At 74.6% G+C, this 25,398-nt stretch carries 23 protein-coding genes; 10 read left to right on the forward strand and 13 right to left on the reverse strand.

What is annotated here, in order from left to right; all coding sequences use genetic code 11:
• Positions 1-123: 123 nt before the first annotated feature.
• From ABT093_RS20315 to ABT093_RS20325, 3 genes are all read right to left on the reverse strand, one after another.
• A complete protein-coding gene (locus tag ABT093_RS20315; RefSeq protein WP_350566285.1) occupies positions 124-1,335 on the reverse strand; it encodes a WD40 repeat domain-containing protein in 1,212 nt (403 codons plus the stop codon).
• Positions 1,336-1,401: 66 nt separating this feature from the next.
• Complete coding sequence (locus tag ABT093_RS20320) at positions 1,402-1,830, reverse strand: hypothetical protein (RefSeq protein WP_350566123.1); 429 nt, start codon at positions 1,828-1,830, stop codon at positions 1,402-1,404.
• 43 nt (positions 1,831-1,873) lie between these two features.
• Complete coding sequence (locus ABT093_RS20325) at positions 1,874-2,956, reverse strand: endonuclease/exonuclease/phosphatase family protein (RefSeq protein ID WP_350566125.1); 1,083 nt, start codon at positions 2,954-2,956, stop codon at positions 1,874-1,876.
• Between the two features lie 130 nt (positions 2,957-3,086).
• On the opposite strand from ABT093_RS20325, the gene ABT093_RS20330 reads away from it, so the two are divergent.
• The 7 genes from ABT093_RS20330 to ABT093_RS20360 are packed head-to-tail and all read left to right on the forward strand — an operon-like array spanning position 3,087 to position 11,750.
• Positions 3,087-4,115, forward strand: a complete 1,029-nt coding sequence (locus tag ABT093_RS20330; RefSeq protein WP_350566127.1) for a glycosyltransferase family 2 protein — start codon at positions 3,087-3,089, stop codon at positions 4,113-4,115.
• Complete coding sequence (locus tag ABT093_RS20335; RefSeq protein WP_350566129.1) at positions 4,115-5,137, forward strand: lysylphosphatidylglycerol synthase domain-containing protein; 1,023 nt, start codon at positions 4,115-4,117, stop codon at positions 5,135-5,137. Before ABT093_RS20330 ends, ABT093_RS20335 begins: the two co-directional genes overlap by 1 nt.
• Positions 5,124-6,524, forward strand: a complete 1,401-nt coding sequence (locus ABT093_RS20340) for an aspartate aminotransferase family protein (RefSeq protein WP_350566131.1) — start codon at positions 5,124-5,126, stop codon at positions 6,522-6,524. The genes ABT093_RS20335 and ABT093_RS20340 overlap by 14 nt, the downstream gene beginning before the upstream one ends.
• Complete coding sequence (locus ABT093_RS20345; protein ID WP_350566133.1) at positions 6,518-7,579, forward strand: NAD-dependent epimerase/dehydratase family protein; 1,062 nt, start codon at positions 6,518-6,520, stop codon at positions 7,577-7,579. Before ABT093_RS20340 ends, ABT093_RS20345 begins: the two co-directional genes overlap by 7 nt.
• A gap of 13 nt (positions 7,580-7,592) precedes the next feature.
• The gene (locus ABT093_RS20350) at positions 7,593-8,546 is read left to right on the forward strand and encodes a UbiA prenyltransferase family protein (RefSeq protein WP_350566135.1); all 954 of its coding nucleotides are present in this window, start codon (positions 7,593-7,595) and stop codon (positions 8,544-8,546) included.
• Positions 8,547-8,588: 42 nt separating this feature from the next.
• Complete coding sequence (locus ABT093_RS20355) at positions 8,589-10,793, forward strand: glycosyltransferase (protein ID WP_350566137.1); 2,205 nt, start codon at positions 8,589-8,591, stop codon at positions 10,791-10,793.
• A gap of 21 nt (positions 10,794-10,814) precedes the next feature.
• Positions 10,815-11,750 (forward strand): class I SAM-dependent methyltransferase, encoded by a 936-nt coding sequence (locus tag ABT093_RS20360; protein ID WP_350566139.1) that lies wholly within the window; start codon positions 10,815-10,817, stop codon positions 11,748-11,750.
• Positions 11,751-11,816: 66 nt separating this feature from the next.
• On the opposite strand, the gene ABT093_RS20365 is transcribed toward ABT093_RS20360, so the two are convergent.
• The 5 genes from ABT093_RS20365 to bioB all read right to left on the reverse strand — a co-directional run bounded on the left by ABT093_RS20365 (position 11,817) and on the right by bioB (position 16,799).
• On the reverse strand, positions 11,817-12,515 hold the full coding sequence (locus tag ABT093_RS20365) for an AfsR/SARP family transcriptional regulator (RefSeq protein WP_350566141.1): 699 nt from the start codon (positions 12,513-12,515) through the stop codon (positions 11,817-11,819).
• 270 nt (positions 12,516-12,785) lie between these two features.
• The gene (locus ABT093_RS20370; RefSeq protein WP_350566143.1) at positions 12,786-13,232 is read right to left on the reverse strand and encodes a hypothetical protein; all 447 of its coding nucleotides are present in this window, start codon (positions 13,230-13,232) and stop codon (positions 12,786-12,788) included.
• 142 nt (positions 13,233-13,374) lie between these two features.
• Entirely contained in the window at positions 13,375-14,199 is an 825-nt protein-coding gene (bioD, locus tag ABT093_RS20375; protein WP_350566145.1) for a dethiobiotin synthase, read from the reverse strand.
• 23 nt (positions 14,200-14,222) lie between these two features.
• On the reverse strand, positions 14,223-15,527 hold the full coding sequence (locus ABT093_RS20380; protein ID WP_350566147.1) for an adenosylmethionine--8-amino-7-oxononanoate transaminase: 1,305 nt from the start codon (positions 15,525-15,527) through the stop codon (positions 14,223-14,225).
• Between the two features lie 48 nt (positions 15,528-15,575).
• The gene (gene bioB / locus ABT093_RS20385; protein ID WP_350566148.1) at positions 15,576-16,799 is read right to left on the reverse strand and encodes a biotin synthase BioB; all 1,224 of its coding nucleotides are present in this window, start codon (positions 16,797-16,799) and stop codon (positions 15,576-15,578) included.
• 306 nt (positions 16,800-17,105) lie between these two features.
• Between bioB and ABT093_RS20390 the strand changes: the two genes are divergently transcribed.
• Positions 17,106-17,864 (forward strand): hypothetical protein, encoded by a 759-nt coding sequence (locus ABT093_RS20390; RefSeq protein ID WP_350566150.1) that lies wholly within the window; start codon positions 17,106-17,108, stop codon positions 17,862-17,864.
• Positions 17,865-17,928: 64 nt separating this feature from the next.
• On the opposite strand, the gene ABT093_RS20395 is transcribed toward ABT093_RS20390, so the two are convergent.
• Both ABT093_RS20395 and ABT093_RS20400 read right to left on the reverse strand, forming a co-directional pair.
• The gene (locus ABT093_RS20395; RefSeq protein ID WP_502884266.1) at positions 17,929-20,421 is read right to left on the reverse strand and encodes a DEAD/DEAH box helicase; all 2,493 of its coding nucleotides are present in this window, start codon (positions 20,419-20,421) and stop codon (positions 17,929-17,931) included.
• A 22-nt stretch (positions 20,422-20,443) separates the two neighbouring features.
• Positions 20,444-20,833 (reverse strand): hypothetical protein, encoded by a 390-nt coding sequence (locus tag ABT093_RS20400; RefSeq protein ID WP_350566154.1) that lies wholly within the window; start codon positions 20,831-20,833, stop codon positions 20,444-20,446.
• 200 nt (positions 20,834-21,033) lie between these two features.
• On the opposite strand from ABT093_RS20400, the gene ABT093_RS20405 reads away from it, so the two are divergent.
• Together ABT093_RS20405 and ABT093_RS20410 are read left to right on the forward strand one after the other, a co-directional pair.
• Positions 21,034-22,260 carry an 8-amino-7-oxononanoate synthase gene (locus ABT093_RS20405; protein ID WP_350566155.1) on the forward strand — a complete coding sequence of 409 codons (1,227 nt, stop codon included), beginning with the start codon at positions 21,034-21,036 and terminating at the stop codon, positions 22,258-22,260.
• Positions 22,257-22,799 carry a hypothetical protein gene (locus ABT093_RS20410; protein ID WP_350566157.1) on the forward strand — a complete coding sequence of 181 codons (543 nt, stop codon included), beginning with the start codon at positions 22,257-22,259 and terminating at the stop codon, positions 22,797-22,799. The genes ABT093_RS20405 and ABT093_RS20410 overlap by 4 nt, the downstream gene beginning before the upstream one ends.
• Before the next feature lie 8 nt (positions 22,800-22,807).
• Here the strand turns inward: ABT093_RS20410 and ABT093_RS20415 are convergent, their stop codons facing one another.
• The 3 genes from ABT093_RS20415 to ligD all read right to left on the reverse strand — a co-directional run bounded on the left by ABT093_RS20415 (position 22,808) and on the right by ligD (position 25,384).
• The gene (locus ABT093_RS20415) at positions 22,808-23,674 is read right to left on the reverse strand and encodes an aminoglycoside phosphotransferase family protein (RefSeq protein ID WP_350566159.1); all 867 of its coding nucleotides are present in this window, start codon (positions 23,672-23,674) and stop codon (positions 22,808-22,810) included.
• Positions 23,671-24,306, reverse strand: a complete 636-nt coding sequence (locus ABT093_RS20420) for a GNAT family N-acetyltransferase (RefSeq protein WP_350566161.1) — start codon at positions 24,304-24,306, stop codon at positions 23,671-23,673. The genes ABT093_RS20415 and ABT093_RS20420 overlap by 4 nt, the downstream gene beginning before the upstream one ends.
• 79 nt (positions 24,307-24,385) lie before the next feature.
• A complete protein-coding gene (gene ligD / locus ABT093_RS20425; protein WP_502884267.1) occupies positions 24,386-25,384 on the reverse strand; it encodes a non-homologous end-joining DNA ligase in 999 nt (332 codons plus the stop codon).
• Between the last annotated feature and the right edge of the window lie 14 nt (positions 25,385-25,398).

Consider the following 25,398-nt stretch of genomic DNA (forward strand, 5'->3'; position numbering starts at 1 on the left):
GTCCGGTCCGGTCCCTCAGGCCACCGGGTAGCGTGGGGGCGTCGGGCAGGCAGGTGAGGAGTTCGTGCACGCCGGCACTCAACCACGCGCCACCGACAGCCGCTCGCGCCGGGCCGGTCCGGGTCAGCGGTCGCAGGGGCGCCGGTAGGGCGTGTCGCCGAACAGCTCGCTCCACGTCTCGCGGGTGAGGACGCCGTCGCTGGTCGCGCAGATGCGGGAGATCGCGGCGCCGATGTCGAGGTCCCAGAGGCGGACGGTCCCGTCGGAGCCCGCCACCGCCAGGAGGTCCCCGGTGGGTGAGAAGGCGATGGAGGCGACGGCGCCACTCGGGCCGGTGAGCACGCGGCCGTGTGCCACCGGGCTTCCCGTGGCGGGATCCAGGGAGCTGAGGCGGACGGTGCCGTCGCCGCTGCCGGCCGCCACGGTACCGCCGTCCGGGCTGAACGCGGCTGCCGTGAGGAAGCCGGTCGCGACGGGGAACGGCGGCCGGCGGACGTGGTCGAACCGGGTCCCCGGGTCCCAGATCCTCGTCGTGCTCTCCCAGCCGCCCGCCACCAGCGCGTGCCCGTCGGGGCGGAACGAGAGCCCGGCGACGGGCCCGGGAGGACCGGTCACCGCGGGGCCCGGCGCGGAGGTCGGCCCGTCGGCGCCCACGCCGATCAGGTGGCGTTCGACGCCCATCAGGAGGCCGACCGCGAGGGTCGTGCCGTCGCGGTCGAAGGCCAGCGAGCTCACCGGGTTGCGGGGGGCGGACGGTGCCCGCACGACGTGCGGAGGGCGGCCGCGGTCGACGAGGTCCCACAGGTGGACGGCGCCCGACTCGTGAGCGCTGGCCAGCAGGTGACCGTCGGGCCGGTACGCGAGCGCGACGACGGCGTCGTCGCCGGGCGGCGGAGCGCCGAGGGCGGTGGGCGCGCCGGGGCGGCCCGGGTCGGTGACCTCCACCAGCCGGACCGCGCCCCCGGTCCCGCCGGTCGTCCGGACACCGATCGCGAGGGAGTGCCCGTCGGGGCTGAACGCGAGCGATCGGATCGGCGCCGGGGCCTCGGACCGAACGGACCCGACGGCGACGGGGCGGCCCGGATCGGTGAGACTCCACAGCCGCACCGCGGTGTCCCCGTCGGTGGTCGCGAGCAGCCGGCCGTCCGGGCTGAACGCGACGGGCCCCCCGCCGACGAGCAGGGTCGGCGGAAGGCTCCACAGGGTGACGGTCCCGATGGAGTCGGCCACCGCCAGGGCGCCGTCGGCGACGGCGGGGAGCACGCCGGCCGCGAGCAGCGAGGACTTGCCGGCGCCGGACGGCCCGAGCACGATCGGCGGGCCGCCCTCGCGCAGCCTCCCGTCGAGCCGCCGGAGACGGTGACCTCCAGGTGCCGGGCCGGCTCCTGCGGCTCGGTCACCTCACTCGGCGGCCGGGTGGTGGACGGTGAGGTCGCGGCCGGCCAGGTAGGCGCTGCCGCCGCCGGTGACGTGGGCGGTCATCGTCACCGGCCCGGAAGGGCGCTCGCCGCCGGACGCCCGCAGGCCGTCCACCAGCGCCCGCAGTTCGTCGGCGAGTTCCGGGTGGGTGACGAGCAGCCGGGCGAGCCTCGCCTGCCACTCCTCGACCAGCAGGACCCGCAGGCCGGCGGCGTCGGCGCCGGACTCCTCGGCGGCGAGCAGCTGCTCGCGGGCCTCCTCCAGGTCCTCGGCGACCCGCTCCGGGCGGGCGCGCCGCCACAGGGCCAGGACGCCGGACTTCACGGCCGGCCAGGTGTCGGTGGAGATGGCGCCCACCAGCTGGGTCGCGCCGGTCGTGGCCAGGGTGGTCAGTTCCGAACTGAGGTCCATGGCCCCACGATAGGGGACCGGGACATGGCGCGGCGTCAGAGTGTCACGATCGCAACGAGATCCGCAGGTCCTGGCCCCGGTGGTCGGACATCCCCAGGTCGTCGACGAAGGCGTAGTGCCGCACCGCCACCGCGTGGTTGGTGAACGCCCAGTCCAGGCGCCACCAGTCGGCGCCGAGGACGCCGCCCCAGCTGCCGGGGTAGAGGTCGCCGCTCGCCGAGCGGGCGTCGTCGAAGCGGGCGCGCAGCGGGTCGAGGTCGGCCATGGCGGGGCTGGTGTTGAAGTCACCGGCGATCAGCAGCGGGTTCGGGTTGGCCGCGGCGTCGCGCTCCAGGGCGGTGAACTGCTCGCGGCGGGCGGCGTCGGCCTCCCGGACCACCCGGTAGAACCCGCCGCCGAACACCGACTCCCGGGTGTCCACCTGGACCGGGACGTGCACGTTGTAGAAGGACACCGTGCGCCCGTGCACGTCGAGGTCGGTGCGCAGCACCTTGCGCCTGGTGAAGGTCTCCTCCCACGGCGCGTCCGGTGCCACCGCCGGGCCGACCGGCGGCGTGGCGAGCACCGGGAAGCGGGAGAGGGTGACCAGCTCTCCGGTGACCACCACCTGGTGGCCGGGGAACTCCCGCCGGATGCGGTCGAGTTCACGGACCTCGGTGTGGGTCTCGCGCACCCACGCCAGGTACTCCTGGAGCAGGTAGACGTCGGCGTCGCGGGCGCGCAGGAAGCGGTAGAACGCCTCCGGGTCGTCGGTGGTGTCCCAGTACTCGGTGTTCCAGGAGAACACCGACAGCGCGGGACCGGCCCCGGCGGGCGCCGAACCCGGCAGCAGCGCCGACCAGTTGAGGCCCGTGCGGGGCAGCCCCGCGAGCAGCAGCGCCACCACCGCCGGCACCAGCCACCGCCGCACCGGCGCCGCCGGGGCCGTGCACGCCACCGCGAGCAGCGCCACCGGGACGGCGAGGAACAGCAGCGGCGGCGCCAGCCCGGGTATCAGCCAGAACCACCACCGGCCGCCCGCCAGGAAGTCGAGCAGCAGGAACACCGCCCACAGCCCGACGGCACCGGCCAGCAGGCGCGGACCGGTCGAACGCCACGGGCGCGGGGAAACGGAATCCGGGTCCATGCGGCGGAGCGTAGCAGGCGAACGGAACACCGGAATTCCGGTATCCGCCCCCCGGACATTCCCCATTCCGCGGACCCCGCCGATACGGGGACGATACCCGCCCGATACGGGGCCCGCCTGAACTGGCCCCATGACGTTTTCCGTATCGGTCGTCATCCCGGCCCACAACGCGGCCCGCACCCTCGCGGCCTGCCTGGACTCGGTGTACGCCCAGACCCATCCTCCGCACCAGGTGATCGTGGTGGACGACGGCTCCACCGACGCCACCGCCCGCATCGCCGAGAACCACCCGCGGCCCGCGCAGGGCCCGCCGTGCACGCTGATCCGCCGGTGGCCCAACCGCGGGGTCTCCGCCGCGCGGAACGCCGGAATTGCCGCGGCCAGTGGCGACGTCGTCTTCTTCCTGGATTCCGACGAGGCGCTGACACCCGATTCGGTGGCGAATGCGCTGGAAATCCTCGCGGAGGACCCGGAATGCGGCTGCGTACACGGAGTGATCGCCCCTGAGCCGCTGTTCGACGACGGCCCGGTGGAGCGCTACCGCGTCCTGCACGCGCACTGGTGGCGGGCGCGCGGCGCCGGCGTCGTGGAGACCGCGTTCTTCGCCCAGGCGGCCGTCCGGCGCGAGGTGTTCGAGCGGATCGGCGGCTTCGACGAGAGCCTGCGCGACTCCGAGGACCTCGAACTCAGCGACCGGCTCGCCCCGCACTACCGGATCGTGCTCACCGACCGGGTGGTCGCGCACCACGACGAGGTCGACCGGCTCGGCCCGCTGCTCGCCGAGACGTACCGGCGGGCGCTGGTGCTCGTCCCGGCGCTGGTCGCGGCGCGGCGCGGCGGACGGCGCAACCTCACCGCCAACAGCCCCGCCTCGGTCGCCGCCGCCGCGTTCACCCTGGCCGCCCTGCCGCTGGCCCGCCGCCGCCCGCTGCTGCCCGCCGCCGGGCTGGCCGCCTTCTGCGCCGCCAACGCCGGGCTGCTGCGCTTCGCCGCCCGGCAGCACGGGCCCGCCTTCGTGCCGTACACGGCCGGGGTGCACTTCCTGGTCATCGGCTCGCTGCTGACCGGCGCGGGCGTCGGCGCCCTGCGGATGCTGCTGCCCCGGAACCCGGCCGCGGCGAAGGAGCGGACGGCGTCACCGGCGGGGGAGCGGCCCTGATGGCGCGGCGGCTGCGCGCCCTCCTCACCCCCGCCATCGTCCTCGCCGCCCTGGTCGGCGTCGGCCTGCTGCTGCGCCACGAAGGCCCCGTCGCCGCCCGCGCGCTCGCCCGCGCCGACGCCGTCCCGCTGCTGCTCGCCGCGCTCGCCGCCAACGTCGCCGGCCTGGTGCTCGCCGTGCACGCCTGGCGGGTGCTCGTCCCCGCCCCGCCCGGCAGCGCCCCCGGCACCCCGGGCCCGATCCGCGGCCTGACCGCCGCCCGGATCTACTTCCTCGGCCAGCTGTCCAAGTACCTGCCCGGCCGGGTCTGGGGCGTGGTCACCCACGTCACCCACGGCCGCGAGGCCGGCGTGCCCGCCGCCGCGATGACCTCCGCCTACCTGCTCAGCCTCGCCCTCACCGTCCTCACCGGCGCCGGCGTCAGCCTGCTCGCCGCACCCGCCGCGCTGCCCGGACAGTGGTTCTGGCTCTGCCTGCCCGCCGCCGGCTTCCTCGCCTGCGCCGCCCGCCCCGCCCTGGCCACCCGCCCGGTCGCCGCCCTCGCCCGGCTCGCCCGCCGGCCGATCGAACCGCCGCCGGACGCCGCCGTCCGCCGGGCGATCGCGCTGGCCGTCGCCTCCTGGCTGGTCTCCGGACTGCACCTGTGGTTCCTCGCGGTCGCCCTCGGCGCGCCCGCCGCCGCCTCCGCCGGACCGGGCATCGGCGCGTTCGCGCTCGCCACCGTCGTCAGCAGCCTGGCCGTGGTCGTCCCCGACGGCTGGGGCGTGCGCGAACTCACCATCGCCGCCGCGCTGGCCACCGTCCTGCCCGGCGGCACCGCCGCGACCGCCGCCGTCGCCAGCCGCGTCGTGTGCGTGGTCGCCGAACTCGGCAGCTCGGCCGCCGTCCTCGCCTGGTCCCGGCTGCGCACCGCGCGCCGCACCCCCGCCGACGGCACGCCGCCCGCCACCCCGCCCGCCGACCGCACCCCACCCGCCCCCGCCACCCCCGCCCCGATGGGAGACACCCGTGTACACCCTTGACGACGCCGAACGCTTCGAGGTCGGCGAGGTGCACGACCTGTACCGCCGATACGTGAACAAGAGCCAGGTCTCGCTGATGACCTCCTTCGGCTTCGGCCGCGAACTCGTCGCCCACGCCGAGGGCGCCCACCTCACCCTCACCGACGGCCGGCGGATCCTCGACGTCACCGGCGGCGTCGGCGTGCTCAACCACGGCCACAACCACCCCCGCATCCTCGCCGCCCGCGAACGCTTCGCCCGCGAGCACCGGATGGAGGTCCACAAGACCTACTTCTCGCCCTACCTCGCCGCACTCGCCCACAACCTCGCCGAGGTGCTGCCCGGCGACCTGTCGATGTCCTTCCTCCCCAACTCCGGCGCCGAGGCCGTCGAGGGCGCCGTCAAGCTCGCCTACAAGTACCACCAGGGCAAGCGCGGCACCGTGCTGCGCGCCGACCGCGCCTTCCACGGCAAACTCCTCGGCTCCGGCGGCCTCACCGGGCAGGCCCAGTTCGCCTTCCCGACCATCCCCGGCATCGACACCTTCACCTACAACGACCTCGCCTCGGTGCGCCGCGCCGTCGCCGCCCACCCCGGCGACGTCTACGCGATCCTCATCGAACCGTTCAGCGCCTCCACCATCGAGGCCTGCTCCGAGGAGTTCCTGCGCGGGCTGCGCGAGCTGTGCGACCGCGAGAAGATCGTGCTGATCTTCGACGAGATCTACACCGGCTGGGGCAAGACCGGCACCCTCTTCCACTTCATGCGCTACCCCGGCCTGCTGCCCGACGTCCTCACCACCTCCAAGTCCTTCGGCGGCGGCAAGTCCTCCATCTCCGCGTTCATCGCCCGCGAACCCGTCTTCCGAAAGGCCTACGACAACCTCGGCGACGCCCTGCTGCAGTCCACCTCCACCACCTACTACGGCTTCGGCGAGGAGTGCGCCACCGCCCTGGAAGCCGTCAACATCGCCGTCGAGGACGACTACCCGGCCCGCGCCCGCGCCATCGGCGCCGTCCTCGAACCCGGCCTGCGCCGCCTCGCCAAGGAACACCCCGACACCGTCTCCCGGGTCGACGGCGCCGGCGCCCTGTGGGGCGTGTTCATCGACGGCGGACCTCGCATCCTCGACCTGGTCGCCAAACTCGCCCCCGGCGGCATGGCCCGCGACCCCCGGTTCAAGACCAAGCTCGTCACCTGCGCCGTCATCAACGCCCTCTACCAGGACCACGGCATCTTCGCCTACTACACCCTCAACGGCCGCAACCCGCTCATCATCGGCCCCTCCCTGGTCACCGACCCCGCCGACGTCGAACGCACCGTCGACGCCCTCGGCGCCGTCCTCGACCAGAGCCTCGGCCGCCTCGTCACCCGCTTCGTCAAGCAGAAGGTGGGCTCGCAGTGGTGACCCCCGGCCCTCCCCGCGCCCGCACCGTCGCCGTCACCGGCGCCGCCGGCATGCTCGGCTCCCGCCTCGCCGAACGCCTCACCGCCGACGGCCACCGGGTGCGCGGCATCGACCTGCGCCCCGGCCCCGGCGTCGAGGTCGTCGGCGACATCCGCGACCGCGCCGCCCTCGACCGCGCCCTGCACGGCGCCGACGCCCTCGTGCACGCCGCCGCGGCCCTGCCCAGCTACCCCGACGAGCAGATCCGCTCGATCATCGTCGACGGCACCCGCGCCGTCCTCGCCGCCGCCCGCGCCGCCGGCACCCCGCGCGTCGTGCACATCTCCTCCACCGCCGTCTACGGCCTGCCCCGGCGCGTCCCCACCCCCGAGACCCACCCCCGCGAACCCGTCGACACCTACAGCCGCGCCAAGGCCGCCGCCGAGGAGATCGCCGAACGCCACCGCGCCGAGGGCCTGTGCGTGCCGATCCTGCGCCCCAAGACCTTCGTCGGCCCCGGCCGGATGGGCCTGTTCGCGATGCTCTTCGAATGGGCCGAGGAGGGCCGCAACTTCCCCGTCCTCGGCCGCGGCGACGTCCGCACCCAGATGTTCGCCATCGACGACCTCGTCGACGCCGTCGTCACCGTCCTGCACGCCCCCGACGACGTCGCCAACGACACCTACAACCTCGCCGCCGCCGAGTTCGGCACCCTGCGCGAGGACTTCCAGGCCGTCCTGGACGCCGCCGGCCACGGCAAACGCGTCGTCGGCCTGCCCGCCCGCCCCGCCCTCGCCGTCCTCGACACCCTGCAGCGCGCCCGCCTGTCACCCGTCTACGGCCGCCTGCTCCACAAACTCACCGCCGACTCCTACGTCTCCATCGACAAGGCCCGCGACCGGCTCGGCTTCGCCCCCCGGCTCTCCAACCAGGACGCCATCCTGCGCACCTACCACTGGTGGCGATCCGCCCGCCACGAAACGCCGGCCGGCCGCGCCGCCGGCCCCAACGCCGGGCGCACCAGCCGCGACCCGTGGAGCCAGGGACTGCTGTCCGCCGTGAAGATCTTCTTCTGAGGAGCGCTCCGCCATGACCTCCCTGAGCGAACAGAGCTCGCAGTACGACAAGAGCTCACCGCACGCGCAGAGCACGGCGGGCGAACCACCCGAACCCGCCCGACGCCCCGCCGGCCCCTCCCGCCTGCCCGCCCCGCTGGCGCTGCTGCGCCCCGGACAGTGGCCCAAGAACGTCCTCGTCGTCCCGCTGCCCCTGCTCGGCGCCGACCCCGCCTGGGACATGGCCGCCCGGACCGCCCTCGCCATGGCCGCCTTCGTCCTCGCCTCCTCCCTCGTCTACGTCGTCAACGACCTCGCCGACATCGAACGCGACCGCCGCCACCCCGTCAAACGCCACCGCCCGCTCGCCGCCGGCCGCATCACCCCGCGCGCCGCCGTCGCCCTCGCCGGCCTGCTCGCCGCCCTGCTCGTCCCGCTGCTCGCCGCCTGCGGGCCCGGCGTCGCCGCCCCCGTCCTGCTCTACCTCGCCGTCAACGCCGCCTACAGCTGGAAACTCAAACACCTGCCGCTGCTCGACGTCTTCGTCGTCGCCACCGGCTTCGTACTGCGCCTGCTCGGCGGCTACGGCGCCAGCGGCCGCCCGCTCGCCGCCTGGCTCCTGCTCACCGTCCTCACCCTCTGCCTGGTCCTCATCGTCGGCAAACGCCGCCACGAACTCGGCGTCGCCGGCAGCGGCCACCGCCCCGCCCTGGTCGGCTACTCCGCGCACTTCCTGGACCTCGTCCTCGTCCTCTGCTCCGGCCTCACCGTCGTCGGCTACCTGCTCTACCTGCGCACCGAGTCCGGCTACGAGACCGGCGCCCTGCTCACCGCCCCCTGCGCCCTGTTCGCGCTCTTCCGCTACCTGCAGATCGTCGTCGTCCACGCAGAGGGCGGCAACCCCGTGCGCACCCTGCTGCGCGACCGCGCCATGCTCGCCACCGCCGCGCTCTGGGCCGCCCTCCTGCTCACCTTCCAGCTCACCTGACGCCCCCCGGCGTCGACCCACCCGCCGTCCGAACGAGGAGCCATGCCCGCCACACCGCTCGTCTCGGTGGTCGTACCGATGTACAACGACAGCCGCACCGTCGACCTCTGTCTGCAGTCCGTCCTCGCCCAGAGCCACCCCGCGACCGAGGTGATCGTCGTCGACGACGCCAGCACCGACGACTCCGCCGAACGCGCCGCCGCCCACCCCGTCACCCTGGTCCGCGCCGAACGCAACGGCGGACCGGGCGCCAGCCGCAACCTCGGCGTGCGGCACGCCACCGGCGACATCGTCCTCTTCCTCGACGCCGACCTCGCCGTGCACCCCGACGCCGTCGCCGAAACCGTCGCCCTGTTCACCGAACACCCCGAGTACGGCGCCGTGTTCGGCGTCCCCGACAAGGAACCCCTGTTCCCCGAAGGACCCGTCGGCCAGTACCGCATCCTCCAGTACCACTACTGGCGCAAGAGCGCCGAAGGCCTGGTCAGCGGCGGCTTCTACGCCCTCGGCGCGGTGCGCCGCGACGCCTTCCTGGAGGCCGGCTGGTTCAACCCGGCGCTGCGCCAGACCGAGGAGATCGACCACGCCGAACGGCTCGCCGCCCGCCACCCCATGCTGCTCACCTCGCGCATCCGCGGACGGCTCTCCGACGAGAACCGGATGCGGCCGCTGCTGCGCAAGGCCTTCGTCCGCAGCCGCCTGCGGGTGCCGTTCTACCTCGACCGGGGCCGCGCCATGCAGGGCATGGAGACCCCGGGCCGGGCCGCCGCCTCGCTGCTCGCCGCGCTCACCCTGCTCAGCCTGCCGCTGATCGCCTGGCAGCCGCTCGCCGCGCTCGCCACCGCCCTGCTGCTGGCCGCCTTCGTGCTCGCCGACCTCGGCCAGTACCGGTTCGTCCGCCGCGAGCGCGGCTACCGCTTCCTCGCCTTCTTCACCCTCTGCCACCTGCTGATGAACGCCGTGGTCACGGCCGGGCTCGCCGCCGGGCTCGCCCAGTTCGCGGTCAGCCGCCGCTTCCGCCGGATGTACCGGCGGGACGGAGCGGACGACGGCGACGAGACGGCGGAAGCGGCGGAAACGGCGGCGCGCGAACCGGCGCCGGAACCGGAACCGGAACCCACCCGCGCCCGGCGCGTCGCCCGCCGGCTGCGCACCTGGTACGGCCGCACCCTGGTCGGCCTCACCGGCCTGTGGCTGCTCTACGCCTTCGTCCGCTGGTCGGTCAGCGGCCGCTGGCACTGGGCGATCCTGCTGGACGCCGTCCCCCCGCTGTTCCTGGTCGGCATCCCGCTGTTCCTGCTGCTCGCCGCCACCGCCGCCTGCGGCCCCCGCCGCACCTGGGCCCTCGGCCTCGCCCTGCCCCCGCTGCTGCTCGCCCTCACCACCGGCTCCGGCATCAACTGGCCCGCCCTGTGGCACGGCGAGCGCCCCGTGCCGCCCGGCGCCCTGCACGTGGTCTCCTTCAACACCCAGTACTGGGCCGCCTCCACCGGCGTCGACAAGCTCTACGACCTGATCCACCGTCAGGACGCCGACGTCTACCTCTTCCAGGAGCACGTCGTCTGGCAGCCCGGCCTCGGCGAGGACGGCTACCGCCGGCTCGACGACGACGCCCGCCTGGCCGCCGAGTTCCCCGGCTACCACATCGCCCGCACCGGCGAACTGCTCACCGTCTCCCGCTACCCGATCACCTCCCAGCGCTCCGTCGGCCCCGGCGCCGCCCTCGGACCCGACCCCTCCTTCAGCCGGATCTTCGCCCGGGACAAGGTCATGCGCACCGACCTCCAGGTCGGCGCCACCCTGCTCAGCGTCTACAACGTGCACGTCACCGTGCCGCTCGCCCCCGACCTCGACCCCTTCTCCGGCTTCGACTTCGACTCCTACTTCAAGCGCAAGTTCGCCTGGCGCCAGGAGGAGATCCGCGGCCTGGAGGCCGACCTCAGGAACAACCCCAACCGGACCCTGATCGCCGGCGACTTCAACGCCAGCCCCGCGATGCGCGACCTGGACGGTGTGCGCTCGCTGGCCGACGATGCGATTCGCGCCAACAACGACCTCCTGCCGCTGAGTTGGAAGTTCTCCGCACCCGCCGGATTCGACTGGGACAGCGCCGTCAACCGCCCCTACCCGTTCTGGCGGCTGGACTGGAGCTTCACCCGCGGCCCCGTCACGGTCCACCGCTACGACTTCCGCCCCGCCGAGGGCATCTCCGAACACCGGCTGCAGGACCTCTGGCTCTCGCTCTGAACACCCCCCGAAAGGACCCCCATGCTGCTCAAGGACCTGCGCACCGCCGTCCGCACCGCCTCCGGCGTCGAACTGATGGAACGCGTGCCGGCGCTGCGCCGCCCGATGGACTGGCTCGGCGAGCGGCCCGTGCTGCACGGCCTCACCCTGTGGGCCTTCGGCCTGCGCAAGCCGCTGTTCTGGGACCACGTGGTCACCCCCGAGCCGCGCGCCGAACTCGCCGAGGTGCGCGCCCTGCTGGAGCAGAACCGCGAGCGCTACGCCGAACGCCTCACCGGCTTCCTGGAGTTCGAGGAGCTGCTGCGCGGCATCCCGCTGCGCGGCACCGCCGCCGGCTCCACCCCGTACTGGAACAACGGCTGGCTGCCGCCGCTGGACGCGCTCTCGCTCTACGGCTTCCTCGCGGCCGAGCGCCCGGCCCGCTACCTGGAGATCGGTTCCGGCAACTCCACCAAGTTCGCCCGCCGGGCCGTCGAGGACCTCGGGCTGAGCACCCGGATCACCTCGATCGACCCGGCCCCGCGCGCCACCGTCGACCGGCTCTGCGACGAGGTCGTCCGCACCCCGCTGCAACACGCCGACCTGGCCGTCTTCCGCGAGCTGGAGCCGGGCGACCTCGTCTTCTTCGACGGCTCGCACCGGCTCCACATGGGCTCGGACGTCGCGGTGTTCTTCTTCGAGGTGCTGCCGGTGCTCAAGCCCGGGGTGCTGGTGCACGTGCACGACATCATGCTCCCGGCGGACTACCCGCAGTCCTGGCGCTGGCGGCACTACTCCGAGCAGTACCTGCTGGCCGCGCTGCTGACGGCCGCGCCCGGGCGGTTCGACGTCGAGCTGCCGGACGCCTTCGTGCACGCCGACCCGCAGCTGCGGCGGATCGCCGAGCCGCTGTGGCGCCGGCTCGGGGTCACCGAGCACTACGAGCCCGGGTCGTTCTGGTGGCGGCACGCGGGCTGAGCCGCGGCCCTGGGCCGCTCCTCACCGGTGGCGGTCGGGCGGTCGGGCGCCCGGCCGGTCGGGCGGTCAGGCGGTCGGGCAGGCGCCGTTGAGGATGCCCTGCTCCAGCGCCCGCAGTTCCTGGCCCGGTTCGAGGCCCAGCTCCTCGACCAGGTGGGCGCGCAGCGTGCGGTAGACGCCGAGCGCCTCCACCGTCCGCCCGGAGCGGTGCAGGGCGTGCATCAGCAGCCCGTGCAGGTGCTCGCGGAACGGGTGCGCGGAGACCAGCTGGACGAGTTCGCCGACCAGGTCCTCGTGCCGGCCGAGGGCCAGCTCCAGCCGCACCCGCTCCTCGACGGCGCGCAGCCGGTTCTCCTCCAGACGGCGGGCCGAGGACTCCAGCGCGGGGCAGTCCAGGCCCGTCATGGCCGGCCCGGTCCACCGGGCGAGGGCCTGGCGCAGGACGGCGACGGCCTCCGCGAGGGCGCCGGAGGCGGCCCGCAGCCGGGCGCGGGCGACCTCCTCGCCGAACAGCGCGGCGTCCAGCTCGTCGGGTCCGACCCGCAGCCGGTAGCCGTTGGGATGGGTCTCGATGACGGGCGGCGCGCCCGCGTCGGCCAGCGCGCGGCGCAGCTGCGAGACGCAGATCCGGATCTGCGTCCGGGCGCTCGCGGGCGGCGCCGCGCCCCACAGGTTGTCCACCAACCGGTCGAGCGGGACCACCCAGTTGGGGGTCAGGGCGAGGGTCGCCAGCACGAGCTGCGGCCGCCGGCCGCCGAGCGGCACGGCTCTTCCCCCGACCTCGACTTGGAGTGGTCCCAGGACATGCACCAGCACAACACAGCCCCCGTTCGTCGCTCTCACCTGCGCCGAAATGGCGCCGAGGGAAGCGGAGTCGACTCCGCCGCCGGGCGCCGCCTGGCAGCATGGTATAGACCTTTTGGGGGTGTCAAGGGCATCTCAAGAGTGCCGGCTGGCCGGATCCGGCGCCTGGATCCGGCTCGCCGGAACCGGGCCGACCGGCCCGCGCCGCCCACCTGACCGCCTGAGGGACCGTCAGGGACTGCTGCTCAGCGCGTAGGTGCGGAAGGTGGCCAGCAGCGGCAGCACGTCGGTCTTGCTCGGCTCCTCGGTGACGGCCCGCATGGCGTCGATCACCGCGTGGGCGATCACCTTCACCACGGCGAGGTCGTCCCCAGCCGTCTCGCCCCAGGCGCACAGCGTCCGGGTGAGCAGGGCGCTCATCCGGGCGCCGATGTTGGAGCTCACCGCGTCGGTGAGCTCGGCCAGCTCCTCGTCGGTCATGCTGGAGCGCAGGCCGAAGGCCAGCGCCATCAGCGTGTCCACGGCGTGCTCGCCGTAGAGCGCGACCAGCGCGGCGAGCGGTCGCTCGGCCGGTCCGCGCGCGGCCAGCGCGGCCAGGGCCTCGTCGTCGTCCTTCCACGCCGCTTCGAGCGCGGCGAGGGCCCGCAGGGCCTCGTCCACCATCAGGCCATCCGTCATGCGGAGAACCGTATGCACCCCTACCGCGCGGCGGGCCGGGTCGGGCGAGGATCTCACCCGTTCGAGCGACAAACGCGCTCTTCCGCCGTGCGGGCGCCGATGGCTGCTTCGGCGGGGTCCGCACGGTGCGCGGGCCGGGGCGTCAGCCGGCCGCGGGCCCGCCCCCGAAAGCGGCGGGGAGGGCGGCCGGGAAGGCGGCGGCGAAGGCGGCGGCGTCCCAGTGGCCGTGCAGGGCGGGCGCGAGCGCGGCGGTGGCGAGCGCGGGGAAGTCCGCGGCCCGCGCGGCGTGTTCGGGCAGCGCGCCGAGCAGCGGGGCGCCCGCGGCGCGCGGCAGGTCGGCCAGGTTGCAGCGCTCGGCGAGGCCGGGGGAGCCGGGCCAGGCGCCGACCACCACGCCGAGCAGCGGCAGCGCGCGCGCGGTCAGCGCCTCGGCGGTCAGCGCCGTGGTGTTCAGCGTGCCGAGACCGGCCGAGGCCACCAGCAGCACCTCGGCGGGCAGGCCGAGTTCGCGCACCGCGCGGGCCTGGTCGGCGAGCGTGCGGCCCTGCTCGTCGTAGCGGACCAGCAGTCCGCCGGCGCCCTCGACCAGCACCAGGTCGTGCCGCTCGGCGAGCCCGGCGACCTCCTTCGCCACGTCCTCCGCCGCCAGGCAGGGCAGCCCGGACCGGCGGGCCGCCGTGTCGGGCGCCAACGGCTCGGGGTAGCGGGTAAGTTCACGCAGCGTCAGCTGTCCGGGGCGGGAGGCGGCGGGCCCGGCCAGCCGGTCCGCCTCCTGGACGTCCCCCGGCTCGTCGGGCGCGACGCCGGTCTGCCCGGGCTTGAGCACCGCGACCCGCAGCCCGGCGCGCAGCGCGCTCGCCGCGAGGGCCGCCGTGGCGACGGTCTTGCCGACCTCGGTACCGGTGCCGGTCACGAAGACGACCCGGCCGGCCGCTCCCGCCGCGTTCACGCCGTTCACGCTGTTCATCCCGTTCCTGTGGTCCGTCCCGCTCATCCCGCCACCGCCGCCGCCGTCACGGCCGCGGCGATCCGCGCCACGTCCCCGTCGCCGGTCACGTACGGCGGCATCGTGTAGACGAGGTCGCGGAAGGGGCGCAGCCAGACGCCCTCGCGCGCGGCGGCCGAGGTCGCGGCGGCCATGTCCACCGGGTGGTCCAGCTGGACGACGCCGATCGCGCCCTGCACCCGGACGTCCTTGACGCCGGGCAGCGCGGCCGCGTCCGCCAGGCCCGCGCGCAGCCCGGTCTCGATCCGCTTGACCTCGGTGGGCCAGTCCTGCCCGAGCAGCAGGCCGATCGAGGCGTTGGCGACCGCCGCCGCCAGCGGGTTGCCCATGAACGTCGGCCCGTGGGCGAGCACGGGCATCTCGCCGCGGCTGATGCCGTCGGCGACCTCCGCCGTGCAGAGCGTCGCCGCCAGGGTGAGGTAGCCGCCGGTCAGCGCCTTGCCCAGGCACATCACGTCCGGGGCGACGCCCGCGTGATCGGCGGCGAACAGCGCGCCGCTGCGGCCGAAGCCGGTGGCGATCTCGTCGAAGACGAGCAGCACCCCGTGCAGGTCGCACAGTTCGCGCAGCATCCGCAGGTAGGCGGGGGAGTGGAAGCGCATCCCGCCGGCGCCCTGCACCACCGGTTCGACGATCACCGCCGCCAGATCGTCGGCGTGACGCTCCATCAACTCGCCGAAGGCGCGGGCGTATTCCTCGTCGAGCGGGGCGTCGAAACCGGCCGGCGGCTCGGGGGCGAACAGCTGATCGGGCAGCACCCCGCCCCACAGGTGGTGCATGCCGCCCTGCGGGTCGCACACCGACATCGGGTGGAAGGTGTCGCCGTGGTAGCCGCCGCGCCAGGTCAGCAGCCGGCGCTTGCGCGGGCGGCCCACCGACTGCCAGTACTGCAGGCACATCTTCATCGCGACCTCGACGGACACCGAGCCCGAGTCGGCCAGGAAGACGTGCCGCAGCGGCTCCGGGGTGATCTCCACCAGGGTGGTGGCGAGCCGCACGGCGGGCTCGTGGGTGAGCCCGCCGAACATCACGTGACTCATCCGGCCGAGCTGCCCGCGCACCGCCTCGTCCAGCACCGGGTGCCCGTACCCGTGGATCGCCGCCCACCAGGACGACATGCCGTCCACGAGTTCGCGGTGCCCGCCCGCGGCCGGGGCCGCGAGCCTGAGCCGCACGCCGGAGGCGGACTCCACCACGTACGGGGTGGAGGTGCCGGGCATGGGCCCGTACGGGTGCCAGACGTGCGCCCGGTCGAGGGCGAGCAGGGTGTCCGTGGACAGCTGGGTCATGGGGAGGGGCTTTCCGGGCTGTTCGTCAGGGGCTCGGGCAACGGGGGCTCAGGCGTTGGGCGCCAGCTCGGTGCCGGCGCCGCGGCGGCGCACCCGTACCAGGTCGGTGCGCGCCTCCTCGTCCGTTCCGGGGGCGTCGGCGGCGGTGTCGCCGTGGGCGTGTCCGCCGCACGGGCCGCAGCCACCGCCGCCCGGGCCGCACGCCCCGGCCGCCGGGGCCGTGCCGCAGCCGCCCGCGGCCGCCGCCCCGGCGTGCGCCGCGACGTCCGCGCGGTGCCGCGGCAGGGTGCCCTCGCCCATGCCCTCGATCTCGAACCCGGCGTCCCGGATCATGTCGAGGTCGGCCTGCCCGGCCTGGCCCTCGCTGGTCAGGTAGTCGCCCAGGAAGATGGAGTTGGCGATGTGCAGGCCCAGCGGCTGCAGGCTGCGCAGGTGCACCTCGCGCCCGCCGGCGATCCGCACCTCGGTGTCCGGGTTGACGAACCGCACCATCGCCAGGATCCGCAGGCAGCGCTGCGGGCTGAGGTTCCACTCCTTGGCCAGCGGGGTGCCCTCGAACGGGATGAGGAAGTTCACCGGCACCGAGTCCGAACCCAGCTCGCGCAGCGCGAACACCACGTCCACGAGGTCCTCGTCGCTCTCGCCCATGCCCGCGATCAGGCCCGAGCAGGCCGACAGACCCGCGCCGTGCGCCTTCTGCACGGTGTCCACCCGGTCCGCGTAGGTGTGGGTGGTGGCGATGTCGCCGTAGGTCCCCTCGGAGGTGTTGAGGTTGTGGTTGTAGGCGTCGACGCCGGCCGCCTTCAGCCGCTCCGCCTGGTTGTCGGAGAGCAGGCCCAGGCAGGCGCAGACCTCCACCGCCGGGTCGGCCTCCTTGATGGCCGCCACGGTGTCCGTCACCCGGTCGATGTCACGGTCCGTCGGACCGCGGCCGCTCGCCACCAGGCAGACCCGCTTGGCGCCGCCCGACACGCCCGCCTTCGCCGCCTCGGCGGCCTGGCCCGGCTTGAGCCAGGTGTACTTCAGGATCTCGGCCTTGGAGCCCAGGCGCTGCGAACAGTACGAGCAGTCCTCCGGGCACAGCCCGCTCTTCAGGTTCACCAGGTAGTTGAGCTTCACCCGGCGGCCGAACCACCGCCGGCGCACCCGCCCGGCGGCCGCGACCACGTCGAGCAGCTCGTCGTCGGTGGTGGCGAGGACGGCGAGCGCCTCCTCGCGGGTGGGGGTCTCCCCACGCAGGCCCTTGGCGGTGAGGGTATCGAGCAGATCCATGGGGCTGATCCTGCCCGCTGCCCCTTGAGGGACGCCAGAGGAAACCCACCAGAAGATCCCGGGGAAGCTGTGCGAGTTGTCACAGTGTCGCAGCTCACGGTAGTGGCGCAGGTCACGTCGCCCGCGGCGGTGCCCCCGCGGCCCCGCCGGGCCCGCGCCCCCGTGATCTTCACCACCCGTGACCTGCATAGAATCTGCCGCATGACCACGCAGGGGGAGCGCGCCCCGTCACCGGCACAGCAACCGGCCGGGCCGCCGGCAGAGCACACGTCCCAGCAGCCGTCCGGGGGGCACCGGGCCAGACGCGTGACCGCCCGACGGGTCGTCGGCTGGGTCGCCGTCGTCGGTGTGGTGGCGGCCGGCGGCTGGATCGTCACCCGCCCGACGCCCGGCGACTACATACCCGGGCTGGGCCCCTCCAGCAAGGAGGCGTCCAAGACCCCGCCGATCGTCGGTGACCCGCCGCCGCGCACAGTCGCCGACCCCGAGGCCCTCGACGTCGACGCGTACTTCCCCGCCCAGCGGGTCGTCGAGTCCGGCGGCTACAAGGGCAAGCGCTCCGGCGTGCGGCGCGGCGAGAACTGCACCGAGGTGCTCCAGGACCGCACCCTGGAACTGCTGCGCGAGGCCGGCTGCAAGGGCTACCTGGCCGTCAGCTTCACCGCCCAGGAGAAGCCGGTGCTCAGCAGCGTCACCCTGCTGCGCTTCGCCGACGCCCCGGCCGCCGCCCGGGCCGCCGAGGCGCTGCGGGCCAAGCCCGGCTCGGTCGCCTTCATCCTGCCCGACGCCTCCGCGGCCCCCGCGCTGCCGGCCTCCGCGGCCCGCCCCGCCACCGAGCCGCGGGTCGAACTCGTCGGCCACTACGTGACGGTGACCAGCTCGCGGTCCGCCGACGCGCACACCGGCGCCGCCGGCGCCACCGGTACCGCCTCGCCGAGCCCGTCCGGTTCCCCGGCGAGCCCGCTGCCGGTGCCCTCGGTGAGCGCCGCCAACCTCGACCAACTGCTCGACGAGGCCACCCGGGCCGTCTCCTACACCGCCGGCCTGCCGTTCGTCTGGATGTGACGGCCCGCGTCCGGCGGACCCGCTGTGAGGGCGGGTCCGCCGGACGCTTTCGCCCGAAGCTCCGTCAGCCGTCCAGCCGGTCCACGGCGGTGACCCGCAGGACGGCGCGGCCCCCCTCGTCCGAGCCGTACAGGTCGACCTCGGCGCTGATGCCCCAGTCGTGGTCGCCCTCCGGGTCGTCGAAGATCTGCCGGACCCGCCAGGCGGAGTCCTCCTCCTCGATGAGCAGCATCTTCGGGCCGCGCGCGTCGGGACCGGTGCCCAGGTCGTCGTACTCCTCCCAGTACCCGTCCATGGCGTCCGCCCAGCGGTCCGCGTCCCAGCCGTACTCGCCGTCCAGCGCGCCGAGCTCCTCGTAGTGCTCCAGCGCGCACAGCTCCACCCGGCGGAACAGCTCGTTGCGCACCAGCACCCGGAAGGCCCGCGCGTTCGCCGTCACCGGCGCCGGCTTGTCGTCCAGCACCACCTCGGCGGCCTGCGGCTCGGTCGGGTTGGCCAGCTGCTCCCACTCGTCCAGCAGGCTGGAGTCGACCTGGCGCACCAGCTCGCCGAGCCAGGCGATGACGTCCTTCAGGTCGTCGGTCTTCACGTCCTCGGGGACGGTCTGCTCCAGCGCCTTGTACGCGCCCGCCAGGTAGCGCAGCACGATGCCCTCGGTGCGGGCCAGCTCGTAGTGGCCGACGTAGTCCGTGAAGGTCATCGCCCGCTCGTACAGGTCGCGCACCACCGACTTCGGCTGCAGCTGGTGGTCGCCGATCCACGGGTGCGCCCGGCGGTACACCTCGTAGGCGTGGGTGAGCAGCTCCTCCAGCGGCTTCGGGTAGGTGATCTCCTGGAGCCGCTCCATGCGCTCCTCGTACTCGATGCCGTCGCGCTTCATCTCGCCGACGGCCTCGCCGCGCGCCTTGTTCTGCTGCGCGGCGAGGATCTGGCGCGGGTCGTCCAGGGTCGCCTCGACCACCGACACCACGTCCATCGCGTACGACGGCGAGGTGGGGTCCAGCAGCTCGAAGGCGGCCAGCGCGAAGGTGGACAGCGGCTGGTTGAGCGCGAAGTTCTCCTGGAGGTCCAGGGTCAGGCGCACGATGCGGCCCTCGGGGTCCGGCTCCGGCAGCCGCTCCACCACGCCGCCCTCCAGCAGCGAGCGGTAGATGGCGATCGCGGTGCGGATGTGCCGGCGCTGCGCGGGGCGCTCCTCGTGGTTGTCGGTGAGCAGCTTGCGCATCGCCTCGAAGGCGTTGCCGGGCCGGCCGATCACCGACAGCAGCATCGCGTGGCTCACCTTGAACCGGGAGACCAGCGGCTCCGGGTCGGCGGCGATCAGCTTCTCGAAGGTCTCCTCGGACCAGCCGACGAAGCCCTCCGGCGCCTTCTTGCGGACGATCTTGCGCTTCTTCTTCGGGTCGTCGCCCGCCTTGGCGACGGCCTTCTCGTTCTCGATGACGTGCTCGGGAGCCTGCGCCACCACCTGGCCGACCGTGTCGAACCCGGCCCGCCCGGCCCGCCCGGCGATCTGGTGGAACTCGCGGGCGCGCAGGATCCGCACCCGCTGGCCGTCGTACTTCGACAGGGCGGTGAACAGCACCGTGCGGATCGGCACGTTGACGCCCACGCCCAGCGTGTCCGTCCCGCAGATCACCTTCAACAGGCCCGCCTGGGCGAGCCGTTCGACCAGCCGCCGGTACTTCGGCAGCATGCCCGCGTGGTGCACGCCGATCCCGTGGCGCACGTAACGCGACAGGTTGCGGCCGAACTTGGTGGTGAACCGGAAGTTGCCGATCAGCTCGGCGATGGCGTCCTTCTCCGCCTTCGAGCACATGTTGATGCTCATCAGCGACTGCGCCCGCTCCACCGCCTCCTTCTGCGTGAAGTGGACCACGTACACCGGCGCCTGGCCGGTCTGCAGCAGCTCCTCCAGCGTGTCGTGCATGGTGGTGCGCCGGTACTCGTAGAACAGCGGCACCGGGCGCGTCGCGTTGCGCACCACGGTGGTCGGCCGCCCGGTGCGCCGGGTCAGGTCCTCCTCGAAGCGCCGCACGTCGCCCAGCGTCGCCGACATCAGCAGGAACTGCGCCTGCGGCAGCTCCAGCAGCGGGATCTGCCACGCCCAGCCGCGGTCCGGCTCCGCGTAGAAGTGGAACTCGTCCATGACCACCTGGCCGATGTCCGCCCGGGTGCCGTCGCGCAGCGCGATCTGCGCCAGCACCTCCGCCGTGCAGCAGATGATCGGCGCGGTCGGGTTCACCGAGGCGTCGCCGGTCATCATGCCGACCTGCTCGGTCCCGAAGATCTTCACCAGGTCGAAGAACTTCTCCGACACCAGCGCCTTGATCGGCGCGGTGTAGAAGGTGCGCTGCCCCTCCGCGAGCGCCGCGAAGTGCGCGCCCGCCGCGACCAGGCTCTTGCCCGAGCCGGTGGGCGTCGCCAGGATCACGTTGTTGCCCGACACCAGCTCGATCAGCGCCTCCTCCTGCGCCGGGTACAGCGAGATCCCGCGCTCTTCCGTCCAGGCGGCGAACGTCTCGTACAGCGCGTCGGGCGTGGCGGGCTTCGGCATCAGATCAAGGAGGGTCACCCGGCTATCTTGCCTGCTCGCCGTCACCCCCGGCAAAGCTACCCCGCCACCACGGGCGCCCGCTCGGCGATCCGCACGTCGGGGCACCCCTGCTGGCGGACGATCTCGGCGGCGGTGCGGCGGTGCGGCGGGCGATGCCGGCGAAGAGCTGTGTGCGCTCCCGCTCGGGCAGGCCGCTATCGCCGCCGCCAGAAACGTAGATCTGCCGGTAGACCCTCCCCGGCCCCGTCGGCCGGCCGTTGTCACACCGCAGCAATAGCAGCAGGGAGCTGAAGGGCTGGAGCCAGCCGTCGACCCCTGCCCCGAAGTCGAGCACCGTGTTCTGCCCGGTGCCGGCCAGCTCGGTCTCGTGATTCCGTGTGGCGCGGTAGTAGCCCTCCTCGATCTGATCCACCCCGATCTCCACTACGTGATGCGGTTCCCCCGAGCGCGAACGATCGGCCGTCTTTACGGGAATCGGAAGACGGCGACCTGGAAAATGAACAAGGAATGAATTCAATGCAGAATGAGAGCTTCTTCAAGGGGTCTCCTCGTTCGGCGGTGTGCCCCGGCGCACATTGCCCGGGCCGGGCGGGGCGTGCCAGAGTGCCGGGCATGGTCAACCGCACCGCGTTCGAGGCGCCCGAGGCCGGCGACATCGCCGCCGCCGATCCCGCCACCGATCCCGCAGCCGTCTTCGACTGGCTCGACGAGAGCGCCGGGCAGCGGGCCCGCGCCGGGCTCACCCGCACGCTGCGCGGCCGGCCCGCCGACGACCCCGTCCTCGACCTCGCGGGCAACGACTACCTGGGCCTCACCCGCCACCCCGCCGTCACCCGCGCCGCCGCCGACGCCGCGCTGCGCTGGGGCGCCGGCGCCACCGGCTCGCGGCTGGTCACCGGCACCACCGCGCTGCACACCGAACTGGAGGAGGAACTCGCCGCCTTCTGCGGCGCCGAGGCCGCGCTCGTGTTCTCCTCCGGCTACACCGCCAACCTCGCCGCGCTCACCGCGCTCACCGACCCCGACACCCTGATCGTCTCCGACGCCTACAACCACGCCTCGCTCATCGACGGCTGCCGGCTGGCCCGCGCCGACGTCCACCGCGCCCCGCACAGCGACCCGGGCGCCGTCGCCGGCATCCTCGCCGAACGCACCCACCGCCGCGCCCTGGTGGTCAGCGACTCCGTCTTCTCGGTCGACGGCAACGCCGCCCCGCTCGCCGAACTCGCCGCCGCCGCCCGGAGGTTCGGCGCCGCCCTGCTCGTCGACGACGCCCACGGCCTCGGCGTCCTCGGCCCCGGCGGAAGCGGCGCCACCGCCGCCGCCGGACTCGCCGGCGCGCCCGACGTCGTCACCACCATCACCCTCTCCAAGTCCCTCGGCTCCCAGGGCGGCGCCGTCCTCGGCCCCCGGCGCGTCATCCGCCACCTCACCGAGACCGCCCGCACCTTCATCTTCGACACCGGCCTCGCCCCCGCCGCCGCCGGCGCCGCCCTCGGCGCGCTGCGCCTGCTGCGCGCCGAACCCCACCGCGCCGAGCGCGCCCGCGAGGTCGCCCGCGCCCTCGCCGCCCGCCTCACCGCCGCCGGCCTGCCCGCCTCCGCCCCCGACGCCGCCGTCGTCTCGGTACGCTCCCCCGGCCCCGAGGCCACCGTCGCCTGGGCCGCCGACTGCCGCCGGGCCGGCCTCGCCGTCGGCTGCTTCCGCCCCCCGTCCGTCCCCGACGGCGTCTCGCGCCTGCGGCTGACCGCCCGGGGTGATCTGACGGACGATCAGATCTCTGACGCGGTGAGGATCATCGCCGCCACCGCCCCGGCGGACGCGCCCGACCGGCCGTGACCGGAACCGCCGGGCGGCTCCGCGCGGCGGCCGCCGCGCTGCTCCCGCTCGCGGCGGTGCTCGCGCTCCTGGCCGTCGGCGGCCGGGGCGCGGCCCACGCCGGCCAGGGGCTCGCCTATGCCACCGGACTCACCGGGACCCGCGGCGTCCTGGTCGCCGAGCGGTGCCTGCGGGTCAACGCCGACCGGCCCGCGCTCGGCCCGACCGGCGACTGCCGCGGCACCTTCGTTCCCGACGACGGCGGCCCGGCGAACGAGCACGCCCGGACCGACTGGCGGATCGACACCCACCGGCCCGTCCCGGTCTCCTGCGCCGCCGACGGCGCATGCCGCCTCGCCGGCACCGGAGGAGTGCTGTACTGGCTGAGCCTCCTCCTGCTCGCCCTCGCGGCCTTCCCCGTCGCCGGGTTCGTCGCCGTCCAGGGACTGCTGCGCCACCGGGACCGCTCGCAGCGCAGGCGGGTGGCCCTCGGCGTGGCCACGGCCGCCCTGCTGGCCTGCGCGCTCGCCACCTTCGCGGGCGCCCTGGCCGCGCGGTAGGGCGGATCTCAGAGACCCGCCAGCTCCCGCAGGAACAGGGTCCCCGCGTCCCGGCGGCCGGCGGCCAGCCGCGGGGCGGCGATCACCACCGCCGTCGCCCGGCACCAGGCCAGCACCCGGTCGGCGTCCGCGCCCGGGACCAGCGCCGCCAGCCCGCCGATCCGCGCCGCCAGCGCCGCCCCGTCGGTCACACCGTCCAGCGCCCAGTCGACCAGGTCGAAATCCGGGTCGCCCAGGCACGCGCGCGGGTCGATCGCCACCGGACCGTCCGGCCCGAGCAGCACGTTCGCCGGGTGCAGATCGCCGTGCACCAGCGCCACCGGGGCGCCGTCCCCGGTCAGCTCCCGGGCCAGCGCCCGCGCACCGGCCGTCGGCACCCCCGGGGCGCGGCGGCCGGTCAGCTCGAACAGGAACTCCAGCCGCTCCGCCAGCGGCGGCAGCGCCACCCCCGCCACCGGCACCGAACGCAGCGCACCCAGCAGCCCCGCCACCTCCCGCGGCCGCCACCCGCGCTCGCGCAGCGACGCCCCCGGCGCGACGTCCGCGAGCAGCAGCGCACCCGCCCCGGCGTCCGCCTCCAGCAGCCGCACCACCGACGGCACGCCCCGCCACGCGCCCAGCGCCACCGCCTCCTGCCGGGCCACCTCCGCGTCCGGCGTCAGCTTCAGCCACACCACCGCGCCGTCGGCGAGCCGCTCGCAGCGGAACACCCGCGACGTGCCGCCCCCGCCGGCCGCCCGCACCGCCAGGCCCCAGCGGTCGGCCAGCGCGGCCACCTGCCCCGGCACCTGCGCGCACCACGCCCGAGCCCCCGGCCCGAACCGGACCACCAGCCGCTCCCGCACCTCCTCGGGCACGGCCGCCGACGCGTTCACGAGACCACCAGCAGCGTCTCCGCCCCCACCGGCCGGTAGCCCGCCGCCTGGAAGGCCCGCACGCTCGTCGCGTTCCCCGGCGCCTGCTGCGACCACAGCCGCTCGCCCTCCGGCAGCAGATGCCGGGCCGCCAGCGCCAGCGCCCGCCCCAGCCCGCGCCCGCGCGCCGCCTCGTCCACCTCCACCGCGCACTCCCAGCGCCCCGCCACCCCGCGGCCCAGCACCAGCACCCCGCGCCCGCCGTCCGCCTCGAACACCCGCACGTCCTCGCGGTAGCGCAGCGCCCGCACCACCCGCGGGTGCTCCCGGTCCTCGACCGCCCGCACCGCCAGCGCCGGCGCCCCCGGCAGCCGGTCCGCCACCGTCAAGAGGTCGATGTTGCCGTTCACCCGCCCCGTCCGCGCCGCGAACGCGCCCAGGAACGGCGGACACAGCGGCGCCGCCAGCGGATCGCCGTCCACCGCCGCCAGCTCCGCACGCACCCACGCCGGATCCTCGTCCGTGAACACCACCGCGTGCGCGGAGAACGCCACCACCCCCGCCTCGCGCGGCGACGGCTGCGCCACCACCGTCACCGACCCGTCCGCCGGCGGGAACACCCCGCCCGCCGCGTCCGCCAGGATCTCCCGCAACCCCCGTGCACCCACTGCCCCGACCGCCCCTCCGTGATCTTCGTGGCCGCCCAGCCTACGGGATCACTCCATGCCCGGCTCAGGACTTCCTGCGCGCCCGGCTCGGCTGCACCCGGGTCGGCTCGCCCGCCGCCTTCGGATGGTCCGGCGGATACGGCAGCTCCCCGTGCGCCCCCTCCGCGACCTGCCGCTCGTACAGCTCCAGCAGCCCCTCCAGCCCGAACCGCTCCTCCTCCATCCCCGCGTGCACATCACCCAGCTCCGCGAACCGGACCGGCAGCGTCCGCAGGTCGAAGTCCTCCGGCAGCACGTCGTCCAGCTCCTCCCAGCGCAACGGCGCCGACGCCGTCGCCCGCGGCCGCGCCCGCAGCGAGTACGCCGAGGCGATCGTCCGGTCCCGCGCCATCTGGTTGTAGTCGACGAAGATCCGCTCCCCGCGCTCCTCCTTCCACCACGCCGTCGTCACCCGCCCCGGCAGCCGCCGCTCCAGCTCCCGGCCCAGCGCGATCACCGCGTGCCGCCCGTCCGTGAACGACCACCGCGCCACCAGCGGCACGTACACGTGCAGCCCCCGCCCGCCCGACGTCTTCGGCCACCCCCGCAACCCCTGCTCCTCCAGCACCGCCCGCAGCTCGTGCGCCACCCGCACCGCGTCCCCGAAGTCCGTCCCCGGCTGCGGATCCAGATCGATCCGCAGCTCGTCCACGTGATCGGTGTCGGAACGCCGCACCGGCCACGGGTGGAAGGTCAGACACCCCAGGTTCGCCGCCCACAGCACCGCCGCCGGCTCCGTCGGACAGATCTCGTCCGCCGAGCGGCCGGACGGGAAGGCGATCCGCGCCGTCGGCAGCCACTCCGGCAGGCCCTTCGGCGCCCGCTTCTGGTAGAAGAACTCGCCCTCCACCCCGTCCGGGAACCGCTGCAGCGTCGTCGGCCGGTCCCGCAACCCGCGCAGCACCCCCTGCGCCACCGCCAGGTAGTACTCCGCGACGTCCAGCTTCGTGAACCCGCGCTCCGGGTAGTACACCTTGTCCGGGTTCGACAACCGCACGCTGCGCCCGGCGACATCCAGTTCCACGGCAGAGCCCATGC

Source organism: Kitasatospora sp. NPDC002551 (assembly GCF_040296005.1).
In the GTDB taxonomy this organism is placed as follows: domain Bacteria; phylum Actinomycetota; class Actinomycetes; order Streptomycetales; family Streptomycetaceae; genus Kitasatospora.